The following is an 18,023-nucleotide window of genomic DNA, read 5'->3' as shown; positions in this document are numbered from 1 at the left end:
CAGATTGTGTCAGTAGTGTTTTAAGTACCCAATATTGACCTTCTTGAGAGTAAAAACACACTAAACCAAGTTTTGGTGTTATTATGAGAACAAAATTTAGTTTATCCGGGCTCAGAAATTTTGATGAGTTTATTTTATGAACAGCCGTATTGAATCTTTCCATAAAATAGAACGGCATTTTTTTTCACTGATTAGTACGACGCTTTTATCATTGGAGGGTTTGCAAGCTTGTAGCAGTGGAGTGCCAACTTCTACTTTAAATCCTGTGTTTTATTCAGGTAAATCGCATTTACTTGGGACAGAGATTTATCAATGCAAACGCTTTTATGAGTCTCATTCAGTACCTTGGGCGCTGATGGTTCCTGACTATTTATCTGATACAAAAACAGATAATGTACTTGCTCAATCAGGATTTTTATCTATTGATCAAGGAGTTGCCATGTACTTGTCAATTCTTGATCTTGGAATGCCCGGGCTTGAATCTGACTTGTTAATAAAGCGCATGGATAATGAGATGCAGACTTGGATTTTACCTACTGTCCCTGCATTTGAATCAACTGAAGAGATTGCACAGATTTACAGAGTAAGACATCAGGAGGCTATTGAGAAGTCTTCTGATATTTATCATTTTTCCGGGTTTGTTCAAGAGCAAATTGTCTGCTCATTAACGCTGACTGTTATGGGAGACAGCGCACGGATTGATGACGTAGCTACTTTTCCCAAACATCAGAAAAAAGGGTATGCAACACAATTGATTTTATCAGTACTTCAGATTTTGAAAGACACCAATATTTCCTGGTGTTTTTTAGAAGCATCCGCAGATGGTTTGAATATTTATAAAAAGATTGGTTTTCGTGAACTGTTCAAAAATCTTTATTATGAAGAGCAATACCAATATGAGCAAAACTGAGAGACTTTTTCATCTGTTACAAATTTTGCGGCGTTATCGTTATCCGCTTAGTGGACGATTTCTTGCTAACGAACTTGGTGTAAGTACTCGTACCATCTATCGAGATATTGCTGCTTTACAGGCTCAAGGTGCTGACATTGAGGGGGAACCAGGATTAGGTTATGTATTAAAGCCAGGCTTTATGTTACCGCCTTTGATGTTTAATGAAGAGGAAATTGAGGCTCTTGTTTTAGGCTCCAGATGGGTAGTTAAAAAAACGGATACTCACTTGCAAAAGGCTGCCCATAATGCTTTGGCTAAAATTGCTTCTGTGCTTCCTGCCGATTTGCGCCAGCAATTGGAGCTATCCAGTCTATTGATAGGGCCTGGCGAAGTGATTTCAGGAGAAGATGAATCCCTGGCCTTAGTCAGAAAGGCAATACGAAAAGAACTGAAATTGTTTATTCAATACCATGACTTAAAAGGACATGTTTCAACGCGTACGATTTGGCCAATTGGACTTGGGTATTTTGATCAGGTAAGAATTTTGATTGCCTGGTGCGAATTAAAAAAGGATTTTCGTCATTTTAGAGCCGATAGAATTGTAGATGTTCAAAACCTGGGAGTCTGCTATGCAAGGCGACGCTCGGTGTTACTTCATGATTGGCGAAAGCAAAATAATATCCCGGGCTGATGACAACAGGATGTTTCTTGCGCGGCAGCTTGAACAGGTAAAAGGTAATACCGGGAATCAAATATTATTTTCTTCCCGGATAATACCTCTTCTTATGCGCATTAGGTGGGGAGTTCTCTCTATCCCTGAATGAGAGAACCTTGTATTTTCTATATGGTTTTACATCAAATTTTGAATGGCAATGGCTGCGACACCGACAGCAATTGCTCCCAATGTTTCTCGATTTGGTAAATATTCTTTAAAGAAACCATAATAATGATTTAAATTTGAAGAGAAGTCACTGCCATTAGTTTCATGTTTGATTTCTGATAGCATTTTTGTAACGGAAGGTTCTTTTTGTTCAGCAGCAATGTCCTTTTGTAGTTTTTCTTGCAGTTTTTGTTCTAACCTCTGTTCCAGTTTTTGTTCTAACTGTTTCAATTGGTATTCGTTAATTTGCTTTTGATTTTTATCGCATTCAATGTGTGTTTCTTCCAGTTGCTTTTTTAATTCTGCCCGATAAGCATCTGCGTTGTCGAAGGGATGAAATTCTTGCTTCAGCTCACTTTCAGCTTTAATGACCTGTTCATAGCTGGTTTTTAAATTTTTGATAAGCGAATCATTAGAAAACCAGGACATGATCCAGTTGAAGAATTTTGTAAAAAACCATTTGTTATTCCATTCATTGTTTAATTTATGGTGGTTTTGCGACAGGAGATGATAGTCTGCAAGTTTCTTTGAAAGAGCATCTATTTTGATAATTAATTGATTTCTTTTATTTCTTGAATCTTCAAGGGATTTTTCAAGTTTTGCTAGCTCATCAGACGGCTTGAATTCTTTTGATTCGTTAAGCTGTTTTAACTCGATTGGTTCACTCTTTGCGGTTTTCTCAGAACGAAACATCTTGAATAATCTTGTTGTATATTCTTTTGCTGACTCGTCATTTTTCTTTATGAATTCAGATTCATTAAAGTCAATATTTTGACTTTGGCAATATTGTCTAATTTCTCTCAACATTGCTTCGGCTTGAGCACGGGTTGAAATTTTCTTTTCATTAACACCATGGATTACCTTTGATCTTAAAAAACTAATAGATCCTTGATACTCCACATTTTCATAGTTATTAAGATGTTGATAGTAGACAATAGCAAAAATCAGGGTTTCACCATTTGTTATTTTGGGTAAGCAAAACTGATATTTTTTTTCTGGAGTATTAAATGGGACTTGATACCCAAACAATTTGGCTTTTTCGTGCAATCGATCTCCTACCTGCTGGATTTGATTAATCCACATTTGCTCAATTGTCAAGCCAATCTCAATCATAAGGTTCGCGATGGCTATTTGGCTGGAGTATTCTTTGTTGTCTACAGATGGACTAAGGTGATCAATGCAATCTTTAAATTGTTGCCAATAAGTTGTTATTGAAATCATATCAATCATTATTTAAGAAAAAAGAGTCATAAATTTACACCGGTCTTTTAAAAAAAGCTATTATTTAGTCGTGATTATCAAGTAGAAAATTTTTAAAGAGAGAGAAAGCGGAAGAGATAGTTGGTATTCGGGAAAAAAACTACTCTAAAATTGTTTACCAAAAGTAATACCAAAGACCAGCTCTTTTTCGCCACCTTCAATAAAATCAAGGTCTATATTCGGGGTGATTTCTATATCCGGAGGAAAATGTATGATATATCCAATCCCCAACCGACCAACCATTCGGCTGGGTTCATCTTTTTCATATCTAATTCCAGGGCCTATGCCAAAAGTTAGGTTCCTGAATACGTTTAATGTTCCAAGGCCTATCAATTCCACTTGATTATTATGTTCCACATTGACGGGGGTATGCTCAATAACCGCACTAAACCCAAAAGGCATGGAAAGGACTCGGTGGTACTCCAGGCCATAGGTAAAAGCCTCATCGTTTTGAGCATGATTTCCACCCACAAAAACGCCAAGGAGATTTTTGTTTTTTTCCCTCACGTGTGGCTTATTTGACAAGTCAGGCGCAGAGTTTGCCCACTGTATCGAGCAAAGGCATGAAACTCCTAAAATGGTAGTTATTATTTTTTTTCTATTGACCAAGATGGGCTCTCAAAACAGGTTGATCTATTTCTTTATTTAATCTCAAAATGGCTAATATTTAAAGAACATTTGAATCGATATATTATATAAAAGTCTTGATTAACAATAGGATGTTGATGATGTGGTTGGCAAAAATATTTTGAGGCATCTTCATCAATTTTTTTCTACCTTAATTGTTGATTATTAAGTAAACTGATGATTTTGAATGGTAAACTGGGGATCTATTTTATAAGGAGATTGGTATGTATCTTTCAAGATGTATTTCGCATGGCGCTATTGCAGGAATTATAGCAGGGATTGTTTTTACCTTTTTTTTAGTTATGGGGGGCATGCTTGAAACATTGGGAAGTATGATTAATATGCCAACAAAAGGAGGGGGTCTTTTGGTGCATGCTGCAATGAGCATTGGCAGTGGGATCGCATTTGCCCTGGTTCTCGACTGGTTGATGCACTCCTGGCTCTCAGCCATTCTCCTTGGATTATTGTTCGGTTTTGCAATGTGGGTCGGCGGCCCAATGACCGTGTTACCCTATTTCGCTTCAGGGGTGCCTTTGTTTGCCAAATGGACTATGGAAGGAATTAGACAAAACATACCCCCATTGGTTGGGCATCTTGTGTATGGGTTGATATTGGGTGTTACTTATTATGCTTTCAAGCGCAGGAATAAGTGACTGCATTTTTCATGCGTAACAAATTGATTTTATTAAAGATATAATGACATCAAAAGATGGTGATTGTTTTTTATGGCAATCGCCACCTCAATTTAGCAAAAAGAATTGCATACATCACAATCAAGTGTAGTTTATTTTTCTCAATTAAATCAGCAAAAATGGTCAAATATTTTCAGTAAGAAAGCAATATTCTTATTCTGTAAATCAAGTTAATAATCGGAAACAAGAAAGTGAAATATCAACAAAAATTGGAGAATATGATTGATTTCATTGGAAAGCATCTCGATGAAGAGCTTTCTCTCGAAAGCTTAAGTGAAATTTTTTGTATATCAAAATTTCACTTTCATCGCTTATTTACTGCATTTACCGGTTTGTCTTTGCAGCAGTATATTAAATGGCTACGCTTAAAACGCGCTGCTCATCAGCTTGTTGTCGAGAAAGACCAGTCCGTCATTAACATTGCAATCAATGCGGGTTTTGAATCCCATGAAGCGTTTTCCAGGGCTTTTAAGAAAGCTTGTGGATTTAGCCCAAGTCAGTTTAGGCAAGGTTTTGGGAGGTCATATTGGGAGCAGCCACCGTATTGTTTGCCTAGACAAGGTAGAATTGATATGAAAGTAGATATTAAAAGTATTGATAAGATACGATTAGCTGTAATTGAGCACAAAGGTGATCCTAAATTGTTAGGTGAAAGCATTAACAAGTTAGTGTCCTGGGCAAAATCTCAATCGATTAATCTTAAACCACGACCCGGAGAAGCGTTTGCTCTGGCTTATGATGACCCTAAAATAACACCACCATCTGAATTTCGTATCGATCTTGGCATCAAGATCCCCGAAAATTTGAAACTGGATGGTGTGATTGAAAAGTTTCTGCCATCAGGCCGTTATGCAGTAACAGTACACAAAGGTTCTCGTAATAATATTGGTGATGTGGTTTATTATCTTTATCGAGATTGGTTACCTAATACCTCAGAACAATTAGGAGATTTACCCTGTATCTTCTGTTATTACAATTTTGATCATGAAGTAGCTGAAACGGAACTTTTAACGGAATGTTGGCTTTTGTTAAAATAATCCGCTTTATACGCCAGTCGGAATAGCTGGTAACAATAGGCCGGGCATAACCTGCGTCTTTTTAAGTTGTAGTTCTAAATAACTTGTCAAACAACCTATGTGCCTCAGCTTGTCTATGAGGCATTCATAACACATTTTGTAGATGCTACTGACAAGCAGTGGTATGCAGAAAATCCGTCCTTTAAAACTCAAGTAACTATACATTAAATCCAGTTACTCAATTTATCTTCAAAAGAGTCTTGGTTTTTCAGAGGGTTTAGTGTTGGTTGTTGACTGATTGGCATTCACTTGATCCAGAGCTTGCGCCGCCCGAAAAAATCTCTGGATGGCAGTTGCTGCCAGGTGTTTACTTTCCATCAAAACAGCATTTAATCCCTCTCCCCATGAACCATCTTGTATAATTTGAAACGCAGTAGAGTTTCCAAACTCATTTTGGCAATCTTCTATCATTTTTTGATAATCCTGTTCATTTGTATAAAGTCGTTTAACAGAACGGGATAACATAAGGGAGGCTGAATAATAGGAGCGAAGGTAGTCTGCTTCCTCCGGGTTTTCTTTAATGGCATCTTGCAATGATTTCACCTGGTAAGTTTCATGCATGACTGTCAATGCTTCATTGAATACAGGAGAGTGCTTGCTTCCATAAAGTGCGGAAACAACAAAACGGTGCTTGGCAAATTCTTCGCCATAACTTGCTTTAGGTTGTGATAAGAAAGGAGTGTTTTCAGTGACTGTAGGTAATTTTTCTATAGGAACGATATCAGTATCAAAATAATACCCGCCATCATTAAAAATTTTAACTTTGCGAACGATATTCGATAAAGTGGCATAGGCTTTTTCCTGGAGAGCACGCTCCGCTTCTTTCAGCAAAAACTTTTGTCGTACATCTGTCAGGTCAAAACATTGTTTCCAGTGAATAGTATTTATTCCTGAAAGCTGGATAGAAGAAGAATGTTCATCAGTGATGAAATTGATTTGATAATCTGGGTTTAAATTATGCCATTTTTTTAAATGCTGTAAATATTTGTAGGGAAGGCGTTGTGGTCCTACCCAAATAATATTAATTTCTTTAGACATATTGTATTGACCTACAATTAGAAAAAATGGCTTTTATAACAATATATTCAGAATGTCAACAAAATAAACAATTGATATGGATGAGGTGATTTCATTTGCCTGAAAAATAAAGGATTAATTTTTCAATAGGATATCTTTAGGTTTGTGCTTGATTAAGAATCAATATGGCCCAATCTGAAATCGCATATCAAACGTGGTTTTGTACAAGTTCTTTAATTCTTTGAAATTTCTTTTTATATTCTTCGGAAGGAGATATTTTTAAAGATTTTAATATATCTTCAATGAATTGAATTACCATTGAGCGTTCTTCTTGTGATTTTAGTAAGTGAGGTATTGTATTAAAAGCAAGTTCGGGATCATGCTCTATCATTATGGTTTGTGAATGGATAATTTGTTTGAATCCATTTCTATCCAAATGTTTAAGCGCATTGCATTCGCGTAGTTTTTGTATGATATCAGGTAAGTTAGCGCCAATAATATAGCCCTGAACTTTCACTAATAATAGTAATATGCGCAAAATGGCTTCTGGTACGCCTCCATCACTAATATGAGCAATAATCGACTGAGTTATTTTTTCTTGATTATCTTTTTCAGGAGAATGAACAATCATATCCCTTCTGGGATCAAATGGAGCTAATAATTGAATGTAGCCATAAACAGCATAAAACATTATCTCCACACAACTATCGCGAGATGAGCTGAGGAAATCCCATAGTGAGTTTATGAGCTTTGAAAAATTTAATTGCTGAGTTAAAAAGGGATTATTTTCAGAAATTTTAATGCGATTTTGACGAACAAAGGGTGATATCCATGATACTGGGTGCACTAAAGGGTTTATATCACTCAGTAAATACTGGTTCTGTCTTAGCGGGTGTAATTTTCGAATCAGTTCTGCTGTGTATTCGTTACTCATATTGCGGATTATCGGAGCCATAAACAAGTCATAACTCATAGCATTGTATTCGGATACCATACGAACAAGGTTGAATATCGCTATATTGTTCTCCTGCCCTTTCCTGATATCGTTGATAGAACGCTCTTCAATATAAGCAATGTAATGAGGGGGAGATTTGGGGGTTTCCTTTATTTCTTGCAATTTTAATTCATATAAGCCCGGAGCCAAATGCTCTATGTAATTTAATAAATCAATAATCTGATTATGTTCTTTTTTAGCTACTTCACTTGAGACGAAAATTCCTAAATGGCCAACACTTTTATGAATGAGATAAACAATGACCTGCCCATCTAATTTGATTTCCAGAGTATTTGAATAAAGATCAGAGATCCAATTTAGGGCTTGTTGGGGTGGTGTAATGTTGTCACCTTCTGAGCAGAAAATAATAACAGGCACATTAATGTTTCTTAAATCCAGGTTATTACCTGATTGACCTAAGGGGATTTTGCCATGAACCAGTTTGTTACCAATAAACAAATTATCAACTATCCCCCTCATTTCGTTTACATTCAAAAGAGAAAAGCCTCCCCACCATCGTTCAAAATTTAAAAATCGGGTTTCTTCTTTATCAACATTGGCAAAGAGATTGTAATATTTGCTCCAGTAAGTCACTTTGGGATTGGCAGTTTCAAAGTTCATCACCAGGTTGGCTCCGTCAAATTTGCCATTACCTAAATCACCAGCCATTTGGGCGATCCAGCTTCCACCCAAAATTCCTCCAATGTAACGCATGGGATTTTTTCCATTTTTTCCACCCCAATAGGAAAGAGGAGCGCCGTTGACTACAGCAACACCTGCTACATCTTGGTTAGCAGCCATAAGCGTTAAAATAGCCCATCCTCCCTGACAATTACCAATTAAGCAAGGTTTAGGGCTTTGAGGGTGACGCAAGGCTACTTCGCTTAAAAATTTTTCGTGGGCAGCCGTGACATCAACCAGAGTTTGATTGGGTTCAGGAGTGGGAAAAAAGATAATAACGTAAACAGGGTGTCCTGCTCTTAAGGCAAGTCCTACTTGCGATTCATCTTTAAAACCACTGATTCCTGCACCATGACCAGCCCGAGGATCTACAATTACATAAGGTCTTTTTGCAGGATCAATCTGAATGCCTTCAGAGGGAATTATTTCAACCAATGCATAATTGACTGGTCTCTCAAAATGTCTACCATCCATGAGCATATTATAAGAAAAAATGAGAACAGGAGGTTGTCCCTCTTGTTCATGCTTGAGATATTGATTGCCACGTTTACGCATGATGTCCCAAAACAGAATGCTTCTCTGCATGAAGTCGACGGTATATTCAATGGCATCATTTAGTATATTGGGATAAGGGTAAACCTGTTGCGGATTTAAGTTGATTAAAGATTGTGTTACCTTATTTGTTTGTTCAAGGCTTTTATCAATTGATTGCAACCAAAGAGAAGTCATGGATTGGGAATATTCAAAAATGTTATGAAATTGTTCTTGAATTTTGGGCAGTTCAGCAAACATCTTTATCTCCTGTGACTTCTCAGTTAGGGTACTTTACTTCCATTCGCGTTTATTTTTTAGCCTTTTTTAACACGTTTTGGTTTATTGGCCAGGGCTAATAGGAGGTATTGCATATCAATCATGTCAATCCATTTGCTAATCACTTTTAAATCATTATAGACAGTTATTGTCAAAACAGTAAATGTACTTTTCTTCATTGAAAATCGATGGCTATGCCTCATATTTTTATCAATTTTGCTTTTGGACTTAACAGACAAAAATTTGTTTACGCTAACTATGATGTGGGTTGGTTGGATTTGATTTTATTAGGAAATTTCCAGGGATTATTTCATTCTCTGTTTAGCCGTTGACGGCAATATGGGGATCTGTAATAGTTTCATAGGATTGTATTTTTTGAGTCAGTTTCAAGCAATTCACTGTTCTCAGCTAATCAATCCCTGGATTTTGCCTGGTTATCCATGCAGATGTTTTTAATCAATCTTCTTAAGGATAAAATAATGAGATATGCAGTTACCTATTGTGCAATGGATCATGAGTTTAGTGGTAATCCTTTTTGGCATAGTTGCATTTTATTATCTCAATGGGATGACAATGGAAAGATTGAGGTAGTTGATAATTGGGGTTTTTATGGGGTCCCATCTACTGTTCGTGATACGTGGTTAAGTAAACTGAAAATCAAGTTGGGTCTGGATGTTGATTTGAAGGGTAATCATGGCATGTTAAGGCATGAGGAACTGCGTTATTTAGATGTCGGCTATGGTTTACATGGGGTTACTTTTGAGTTAACCAGGGAAAAATTTGATTTATTGCAGTTGAAATGCAAAACAATGTTGGAAGAACAGAAACAAGCAGTTAAGGAAGTTGTTGAACCACAGGGGATTGCTGGCAAACAAAAATACCGTATTTATGAGCATGAAGATTACTCCCCGTTAATTTTTGCTTTGGAGAAAATCAAGGCAAAACAAAAAGGCCATCAGCCAAGATTGAAACCATTTGAGTTAAATTTGTCATTTACCCTGTGGGGACCCGCTTTAAATCAATCCTATACCTGTAAATCACTGATGGTTGATTTATTAAAAGGCATATTAACTCAAGAGCAAATTGCTCGAATTACTGAAGAGGGTAAACATCCTACCGTACCAAGATACAGTGGTAAATTGGAAAGAATTTATTTGCATAGCAGTGGACCATTACGTGAACATAAAAAATCTTCTGGTGCGGTTGTACATTATCGTGATTTGCAAGACGAGGGAGTTAAATTGCATTGGACATTACCTCCACAAGAAATTGAAGCGTTGTCTGGAGATACGATCCAATTACTGGAAATAAGTGAAGAATATTGTGATGAGGTAAAACAAGCGATAAGCAAGCTGCAAAAATTGGAGTGGTTATTTATTGATGCCAAATTACCAGAGAAATATAAGCCTTATCAAGAGGATTTGATTGCTCGTATTCGGCAATGTTATGAGGCATTCGCTCAGGTTGAACCTAAAAAGGCCAAGTCAACAACTACAGGCTGGATGGGATTTGCTTTTTCATTGCTCTCTTTGCCAAGAGATATTGATGAAAAGTGCCTTTTGCAGAAATTAAATAATGCTAAATATCTGATTAACAGTCTGTACATGGCTATTGTTGATCATTGGAAAATTTATGATGATTGGCCATCTGAAACTAAAACTGACTCTACTGACTATAATCCTCTTGAAGCTTTGGCTGCTTATTTATGTAAAGATGATAAGAAGAAACTTTGTAAGATTATTGGACGAAATTATCTGGAACCTTCCTCAGAAGAGGAGCTTGATGAGATTGAAGAAAGCGAGTGGGCGAAGTCAGAGTTAAGCGGTGCTTCAGCCAGCCCCATGTAAAAAGCCTGACTGATAATCATCTTTTTAAAGTAGCAAGTGCGGATTACCGCACTGGATCATATCTGCATTTGCATACTTATCGTAACCATTGTGTTATTTGAGGGGGCTGGCTTAACGGGGCTTTCTCTTCTATAGGACGAATTCCCTCTAATCTCTTTGTTAAAAAAAGTGTTTAATTCAGTGATTTAGTTTATCTAAATTTTCCTCATTAAAAACATTTTTTACCTTGACCTTGGGTTTTTTCGTAAGTCCTGTTCTATTCTCATATTAATAGTACTCTTAAATGAATATTATGGGATGAACGCTTTAACATCATGGATAAAGGCATGGTCACAGAAATTTTTCCCCAATCAGAAAAAAAATGAGAATAAAGTGGAAGAGGCTGATTTAACTCAAGAAAAAAAGGTGAAACCTAATGCCGATTTTTATGAAAATTATTTTTCTCTTGTAGCCGCTGGTACCAGACTTAAATTGGTCGAAGCCATGTTTGGTGTCAATTTATTTTCTTTATTTGAAAACAAGACATGGGTTTTGGAAAAAGATATTATAGAAAAATTGCAATTAATGCCAATAAGAGCCAGGAAATGGTTGCATCTTCTTAGTTCGGAGCATTTTCTTGTAAAAGTTAAGATTAATGGGCAGCAAGCTTATCAATTACCAGACGAATTCATTCAGTTAATACACAGTGAAGAATTCCCCGCCATGGAAATGTTTTTTAAGACCTGGCTTGTTAGTGCAGAAGAGAATCTTACCGATGTATTACGTTTTGGAAAAGTCAAGACGAGTGTTTCCTGGCCTCCGAAAACTCGGGAAGAAGTGGAGTGGCTTGAGGATTGGATGACTAGAACCGCTGACCAGCCTACCTATTGTTTATTACAAACCATCAATTTTAAAAAGATCAATAAATTTTTGGATGTGGGTGGTGGTGATGGAACTATGGCCTGTACTTTTGTTAAAAAATATCCACATTTAAAAGCGACAGTCTACAATTTGCCGATGTCTGCACAGATGGCAAGAAAAAATATTGAATCGAGGAAACTAAACCATAGGGTGCATGTGATTGAGGGGGATTTTATTGAGGAAGATGCCTTTCCGGTAGGGTTTGATCTTATTTTATTTACAAGAGTTCTGTTTGATTGGGATGAGCAGGTATGTAGAAAATTATTAAGAATGGCTTATCAGGCCTTACCAAAGAATGGATTAGTCGGTATTTGTGAGTTTTATAAAGAGGATAATAACGAAAGTTGCCTTGCTTCGGAATATCGTTATATTTTTCATGATGATTTTGGTGTCAATGTAATGAAAAGAGCATCAGAATATCAGAATATGTTAGAAAAAATTGGTTTTACCATTGTCCAACCGCATAACGTAAAGGGCAGTCATTTTTATTATTGTTCTTTGATATTGGCTCAAAAGTAAAAACTCTTATCTGTATTTTTGTAAAGCTTCAATTTATTTTACAGTGTAATAATTTCCAATAGCCAAAAAGATTGACTTTTTGAGTTTCCAGCAATTTAAATTCTTTATAATTTAAAATAGAATGGATAGAAAAATTCGAGTTAAACCCTACAAAATTATCAATATGCGACAGTTTTTTTTCAAGGAAACGCAGGATAGGTTTTTCAGAGGCAAAATGATTCACAAATATTATTTCACCTGATGGTTTACAAACACGCGAGATTTCTTTTAGAAAAGCATCAATATCAGGGACAACAGAAGCAACATACATGGCAACAACAAAATCAAAATGGTTATCTGGAAATTCCAAATTAGCGGCATCCATAATTTTTAATTCAATATGGGCTGATAATTTTTTCTTAACGATACGTTTTTCAGCCTTTTCTAACATTTTTTCTGAAATATCAATTCCAGTTATGTTCAAATCGGGACGGTAAAAGGGTAAAGATAATCCTGTGCCAACCCCAAGCTCCAAAACAGAAGCATTCGGACCAGCATTTTTATTCACTTTATTAGCGCATAGAGAGCGGCCTTGATGAAATATAGATCCAAAAAGGACATCATAAAAAGAAGAATAAATATTATAAACTTTTTTTACTGAAGAGAGCGACATAACCAATACTCCATGTGGAAAGACAAAACGAAAAATAACAACTCTTTGCTTTTAGAAATTATTAATTCGTACATTATTAATGAAAAAGTTCACTCCTGTTGAAATTGTGCCAATTTCATCTCAAAGTTATCTTTAGTTATACCTAAGCCAACAATGCGCAATGATCTAAAGGATGAAGATATGACTTAAATAAGTCAATGATCTCATGTAAAAAATTTGAATTTGCAAAGTCAGAGTGACTCTTTTAAGAGCGATATAGCTACCAGGGAGAAGAATCAATGTCTAAATTAAAATGTATGCGAACTAATCGAAATCTTGTTCCCAGTAGATGGATATATTCTCTTTTAGTTTAAATCCAGAACAAAAAGCCGGGCCTTATTGGCCCGACATCAGGAATTTATATTGTTATGATAAAAGCAAATTAAAATTTCATGGCTTTTTTATCAGTTTCATCAACGTCAATCACTACAAATTTCAAATGCTCAGGTTCTCTACCTATCTTGGTGGAGATGTCATCGATTGCTTTCGCTCTATCCTCCAGTTTGTCTGGAGAGGTTGTTTTAGATTCCAAATCGGTTAAGAGCATGTATAACTCCATTGCATTGTCTGCAGATATTCCCAATCCTTCTTGCAGTTCAGAAGGTCTTTTCCTTGCCAAATTAGAGATTAGCTGATCCGTATCAATCTTGTCATTAAATAATTCAGTCCTGAATCGTGCAAGCGATTGCTGTTTAGTCCTGATTTCAAGCCGTTCATCTGTGGTTAAACCTACTTTGTTGGTAAGGCCCCAGATTAGATTGCCGACCACTCTCCCTATTCCAGCTTCTCTGTCCAGCCGATCCAATTCTCGTAATCTTGCATTTCTTGTTTTATCCAGATCGTCATGGTTAGCTTGACATAACTCACGTAATTGAGTGATCAAGACTTCACTCTTGAGTTGCAGTTGTACCATTTGAGGATAGGCTTTTTGTTTTGCAACCAGCAAATCATTGAGTTTGGGTATATCCTCCCTTAGCTTTTCTGATGTCTTTGACTTATCCAATGTTTTTTCGAGTTTTGCGAGTAACTCAAAATTCTCTTGTACTTCCTTTTCCTGTCCGTGAAAATTTTTAGCTTCCATTTGACTGATAGAAACCCGAATGGTATTTATCAAAGACGAAACCAGGGATTGATTAACACGCTGTAAGTTGCCGCTTAATTTATCCAAATCAGACAGGTCCAGCGGATCTTTCGATGAACCGTGTTTTTTGATTCGCTCATTACGCAACATTTCAATATCAGCGGTTCTGTCAAGAAATTTTTCTATCTTTGTTTTCAATTCAGACTGATTTTTGGGTTTGTCATTTTCAAGCGCGGACACTTGTTTGGTTACTTCAAGCAAATAAGCATCAGCTAATTTGGTATTCATGACCTCTATTTGGTTTTCCAGTTTTTCAATATCTGAAAAATTAACTTTATCAGTTCCACTGTGCATCCGTATTTTTTCATTACGTAATACGGTTACTTCTTGTTTCAGATTGCTCAAGTTAGATATGCCTTTCTTGACAGCATCAAGATTGGGTAATTTCCCTGTTTCAAGTTCAGTAATTTTCTTCGATGTGTTTCCTATCAGGGCATCATAGCGTTCTCTTACTTTCTTTTCATCTGTTACTACCGGAGTAACAACGGCACGTTGCAATGATTCCAGTTCTTGCCTGGTGTTCTGGATTTGTTCTCTTAGCTCTCTTCTAATGGTACCCATCTCTTTTTCAGATGGGATTTTTTTGAGTGCATCCAATGCGCCAGCGATATTTTGCTTTTCCAGCGCGTCCTGGCATTGAGTCAATGCGTCAAGCACTACTTTATTTGCAACCATTTGTTTAAGGGTATCCATCTGTCTTTTGGCCTGCCTTGCTTCTTCAAAATTGAAGGCTGACCATTGTCCGTCGGGTGGAAATGCCGCTAAGGCCTTATTTAAAGCGACCGCATCACTCTCCATGAATCCATTAAGACAATTTTCCAAAACAGGGCCGACGGTATTTTTTAGAAAATTTTTGTAACCAGTAGATAAATGTGAATATTGCACTGCTTCTACTTCGTTTTGTAAATTGAAAATTCTCTCAAGGTCCGGTGCTCCCTGTGTTTTTTCAATAGAGCTTTTGACTTCGGCTAACTTGGCAGTTTGCATTCTTAAAAATGGTTCAACCGCATAGCCGCCTTCATGTCGTGGTATAAAGTCTGGGCTTTTTACGGCAACGAAGGTAAAGACATATCGATTCTCTCCTTTTTTTGTTTTCCCATCAAGGGTCACTTTGACTGGAACCAGGGCAACATCTTCTGGCAAATAAACGGAGAATTCACTTTCAGTGCCCGCCCCATGGCGTCCTACTTGCTTGGGATGCAGCAAACCATCCGGGTCAAGCATTTCAAAGATGACATTAGAATCCCAGGTTTCTGTTACAAGATTAATATTTGTAGTCGTACTGGCATTAGTTCTGCTGGATATTTTACTTAAATCATTTAACTTGATTTGTTTAAAGGCTTCAGCAGAAAGATCAGTAAACAGCGTATTTTCTGTATTAGCAATGATGGCATTCGCTTGATCAATTAACCCTTTGGTAAATTCTTCTGAAAAACTTAGACCACGAAACAGTCTATTTGGAGCAGGGGCGCGTGACGTGTCCACTAATGCCTTACTCGTCAAAGGCGTCATTAGAGTAGTAATCAGCACTTCCTTGAAAGTGGATCCTTTATCCCGGTTTTGCGCAATGGCATTAACTCGGCTAAAGTACCAGGCGTCATTTTGCATGAGGAAAATTAAATCGTGTTTCTTTTGGGTGATGTTGCCACTATTGTTATTAATTCTTTGGTCATTAATCCAATATTCTCCAATCTTCACCGGAACGGCTTCTGTATTGGTAGAATGAAACTCGGTGTCTTTCTCATGTCGCATTAAAGTATCGATGTTTCCCATGTCGGTGTCATTAAGCAGTGAGCCTACAACAGCCATTTCACATTTGGCTAACAAATCGCGGAAGAATTTTTCTTCCAGTTTTTGGCCATTGATGAGCACATGATCATCATGGATGCAATCTGGATTGGCCAAGATTTGCTTAATGATGCGGGCAGCCACAATTTCATCCACATTCGGTTGTCTTCTCTCTTTATCAGAACTGGATTGAAAGCCATTTTTAATGGCATCCGTTTGTAGTTTTGAACGGGATTTTTGGATAGCCCCCAGGCATTTTGCCGGGTCTTGCTCACATTCTCTTGCAAATCTTGTTGGTAGATAATAAGAAGTCCCTTCCAAACGTGTTTTATAACCAGGATAGGTTTGCTGCACATCAGGGAAAGCGTAATATTCCTTTATGGTTAGGAATCGTTCATTATCTTTCAGTTGATAGTTGCGACCTACAGGTTTTGGTAAGTCTTTTGTAGATTTTGGTTCCTTACCCTCTACAATAACGTATTTCTCGCCATTGTAGGGATTTTCATAAGGTCCGCCTCTGCTGGGGTCATCGATTGCTTCAGGGTTTACTAGAGGAACAACGGCGCCAGTAGCAAAGAAAAAATCTCTATGAGCTTTAAGAACGGCCTCGGCTCCTTTCGAACCGACGGTATCCTTAAGTTGATTGTAGATGCTCTCCAATGCGACTTCGGCAGGCGCTTTAACTCTCATTAAATCAACCATATGCCCTTGATGTATAAGGATATGTGCTGGAGTAGCCTTCCAATCATGATCTTTATCGAGAATAATTGCGGCGTAGAAATCGACTTCTTTTTGATCTTTAAAGATTTTACCAATGAGCTGGTTGTCTTCAACGTATTTTCTGAAAGCTTGCTCGCTTTTCTCATGATATTCCGCATAGAAGTTTCTCTTGTGGAATTCATCATATCCTGAGCGTTCGTCGTCTCTTCCTACCACAAAAAAGGCTTGTGCGATGAGAATTTTTTTCATTTCTTCTGGTGTTACATCAGCCAAAGTCTGGCCATTTTTTGCTTTACCTAAAGTTTCTCCTCTCAGTTGTGCTTTACGAGCCTCTTCTATCATTACTTCGGCACAAGCCATTGTGCGTACGGTATGGGCAAGGCCATGATTTATCCTGCTCTGCTCGTCTGGAGGTATGCGTCCTTCTTTTGGATCCTTTGGATTTTTTAATGGACCAGGATATTCTTTGTTTAAATACTCTTTATGCACATAGTTTATGGTTTCGAGAACATCATCATCGCTCTCTAATAACTTACTGTCTAAAGAATACTTGGGAGCTACTTGTGGTGCAGTAGGTTTCGTAGGGGTTTCTTTAAGAGAGGTGTCTTTGCCAGGAAGAATCAGGGTAGGAGTTTCTATCTTTAAATCTTTTTCCGTAGCTTCCCTTAATGCTTTTGCATCAAATTGCTCGTCACCGTGAGGAAATTCATCAGCAACAGCTCGTAACCATCCGGTAATTTTTCGATAACCGTCATGATCAAGTTCATTGCGCATTTCGTCGGTAATGGTTTGGCCCAGATTCAACAAAGTAGGGGGATTATGTTGATTTAATGCCTGCTGTGCTCTTAAACCGACAGAGGCAACCCAATAGCCGCATAATCCCCTATTTAAATTAGAACCATTAGGAATAACAGAAAGGGTAGATCCCATGGGTAATTGTGCTGCTAAAATATTTTGATAACCTTCACCCGAAGCTTTACCCAGTGGGTCAAAGAGATAGTATTGGTTACCGGGCCCTTTGATTAACATGATCCAGTGTCCGGAGTCTCTGTGTGGTCCTACCCCAGTTAACACAGGCATGAAACCTTGGTTGTTCAGGGCTACTGCATCAATGGTTGGCACTCCATTGTAAATACTACCGCTGGTAATATCCCCGTATCCCATGCGTGCAAAAATAGCATGCATACCTTCTTGAGTTAGTTCTACACCTTCGACATATTTAGGCATTATGGTTTCTCCCAAACTGATATTCTAAAATGTGCAAACAGGCACATCTTTGTATATAAATATTTCAAATTGTATGTTTATTATAGAAGTGTAGTATTAAGAAAGTATTAAATGTTAAAAAAAAATCCATTTTGTAAATTTAATACTTGAAAAATACTGGGGGGTCTTTCTCTTGTATAAAGAACAGAGTAGTAAAATAAGGGATTGAAGGGATGAGTTTGAGCGGAAATGAGAAAATGAAAATATAATGTCTTTCTTTTC

The 18,023-nt window shown here is 37.2% G+C and carries 12 protein-coding genes; 6 read left to right on the top strand and 6 right to left on the bottom strand.

Annotated features, from left to right (window positions below; all coding sequences use genetic code 11):
- The first annotated feature begins 136 nt into the window (after nucleotides 1–136).
- Both OQJ02_RS10815 and OQJ02_RS10810 read left to right on the top strand, forming a co-directional pair.
- Entirely contained in the window at nucleotides 137–910 is a 774-nt protein-coding gene (locus OQJ02_RS10815; protein ID WP_265719047.1) for a GNAT family N-acetyltransferase, read from the top strand.
- Nucleotides 897–1,583, top strand: coding sequence for a helix-turn-helix transcriptional regulator (locus tag OQJ02_RS10810; protein WP_265719046.1), 687 nt, complete (start codon nucleotides 897–899; stop codon nucleotides 1,581–1,583). The genes OQJ02_RS10815 and OQJ02_RS10810 overlap by 14 nt, the downstream gene beginning before the upstream one ends.
- Nucleotides 1,584–1,742: 159 nt before the next feature.
- Here OQJ02_RS10810 and OQJ02_RS10805 read toward each other — a convergent pair whose 3' ends face one another.
- Both OQJ02_RS10805 and OQJ02_RS10800 read right to left on the bottom strand, forming a co-directional pair.
- Complete coding sequence (locus tag OQJ02_RS10805; protein ID WP_265719045.1) at nucleotides 1,743–3,002, bottom strand: hypothetical protein; 1,260 nt, start codon at nucleotides 3,000–3,002, stop codon at nucleotides 1,743–1,745.
- Between the two features lie 135 nt (nucleotides 3,003–3,137).
- Complete coding sequence (locus OQJ02_RS10800; RefSeq protein ID WP_265719044.1) at nucleotides 3,138–3,503, bottom strand: hypothetical protein; 366 nt, start codon at nucleotides 3,501–3,503, stop codon at nucleotides 3,138–3,140.
- 380 nt (nucleotides 3,504–3,883) lie between these two features.
- On the opposite strand from OQJ02_RS10800, the gene OQJ02_RS10795 reads away from it, so the two are divergent.
- On the top strand, nucleotides 3,884–4,312 hold the full coding sequence (locus OQJ02_RS10795; RefSeq protein WP_011947024.1) for a hypothetical protein: 429 nt from the start codon (nucleotides 3,884–3,886) through the stop codon (nucleotides 4,310–4,312).
- Nucleotides 4,313–4,542: 230 nt separating this feature from the next.
- Nucleotides 4,543–5,388: an AraC family transcriptional regulator gene (locus tag OQJ02_RS10790; RefSeq protein WP_322783388.1), complete on the top strand. Its 846-nt coding sequence runs from the start codon at nucleotides 4,543–4,545 to the stop codon at nucleotides 5,386–5,388.
- 228 nt (nucleotides 5,389–5,616) lie between these two features.
- Here the strand turns inward: OQJ02_RS10790 and OQJ02_RS10785 are convergent, their stop codons facing one another.
- Together OQJ02_RS10785 and OQJ02_RS10780 are read right to left on the bottom strand one after the other, a co-directional pair.
- Nucleotides 5,617–6,465 carry a glycosyltransferase gene (locus OQJ02_RS10785; protein WP_265719042.1) on the bottom strand — a complete coding sequence of 283 codons (849 nt, stop codon included), beginning with the start codon at nucleotides 6,463–6,465 and terminating at the stop codon, nucleotides 5,617–5,619.
- Between the two features lie 187 nt (nucleotides 6,466–6,652).
- A complete protein-coding gene (locus OQJ02_RS10780) occupies nucleotides 6,653–8,911 on the bottom strand; it encodes a DUF3141 domain-containing protein (RefSeq protein WP_265719041.1) in 2,259 nt (752 codons plus the stop codon).
- A 416-nt stretch (nucleotides 8,912–9,327) separates the two neighbouring features.
- On the opposite strand from OQJ02_RS10780, the gene OQJ02_RS10775 reads away from it, so the two are divergent.
- Together OQJ02_RS10775 and OQJ02_RS10770 are read left to right on the top strand one after the other, a co-directional pair.
- Nucleotides 9,328–10,776, top strand: a complete 1,449-nt coding sequence (locus OQJ02_RS10775; protein ID WP_265719823.1) for a lpg2160 family Dot/Icm T4SS effector — start codon at nucleotides 9,328–9,330, stop codon at nucleotides 10,774–10,776.
- 297 nt (nucleotides 10,777–11,073) lie between these two features.
- Nucleotides 11,074–12,195, top strand: coding sequence for a methyltransferase (locus OQJ02_RS10770; protein WP_265719040.1), 1,122 nt, complete (start codon nucleotides 11,074–11,076; stop codon nucleotides 12,193–12,195).
- 28 nt (nucleotides 12,196–12,223) lie between these two features.
- Here OQJ02_RS10770 and pmtA read toward each other — a convergent pair whose 3' ends face one another.
- Complete coding sequence (pmtA, locus tag OQJ02_RS10765; RefSeq protein WP_265719039.1) at nucleotides 12,224–12,847, bottom strand: phospholipid N-methyltransferase PmtA; 624 nt, start codon at nucleotides 12,845–12,847, stop codon at nucleotides 12,224–12,226.
- 421 nt (nucleotides 12,848–13,268) lie between these two features.
- The gene (locus OQJ02_RS10760; RefSeq protein ID WP_265719038.1) at nucleotides 13,269–17,762 is read right to left on the bottom strand and encodes a SidE phosphodiesterase domain-containing protein; all 4,494 of its coding nucleotides are present in this window, start codon (nucleotides 17,760–17,762) and stop codon (nucleotides 13,269–13,271) included.
- Nucleotides 17,763–18,023: the final 261 nt, after the last annotated feature.

The sequence above is a fragment of the Legionella sp. PATHC032 genome, assembly GCF_026191185.1.
GTDB lineage: Bacteria > Pseudomonadota > Gammaproteobacteria > Legionellales > Legionellaceae > Legionella.
The sequence above is the reverse complement of the archived record's forward strand: the minus strand, read 5'-3'. Positions and strand labels throughout refer to the sequence as shown.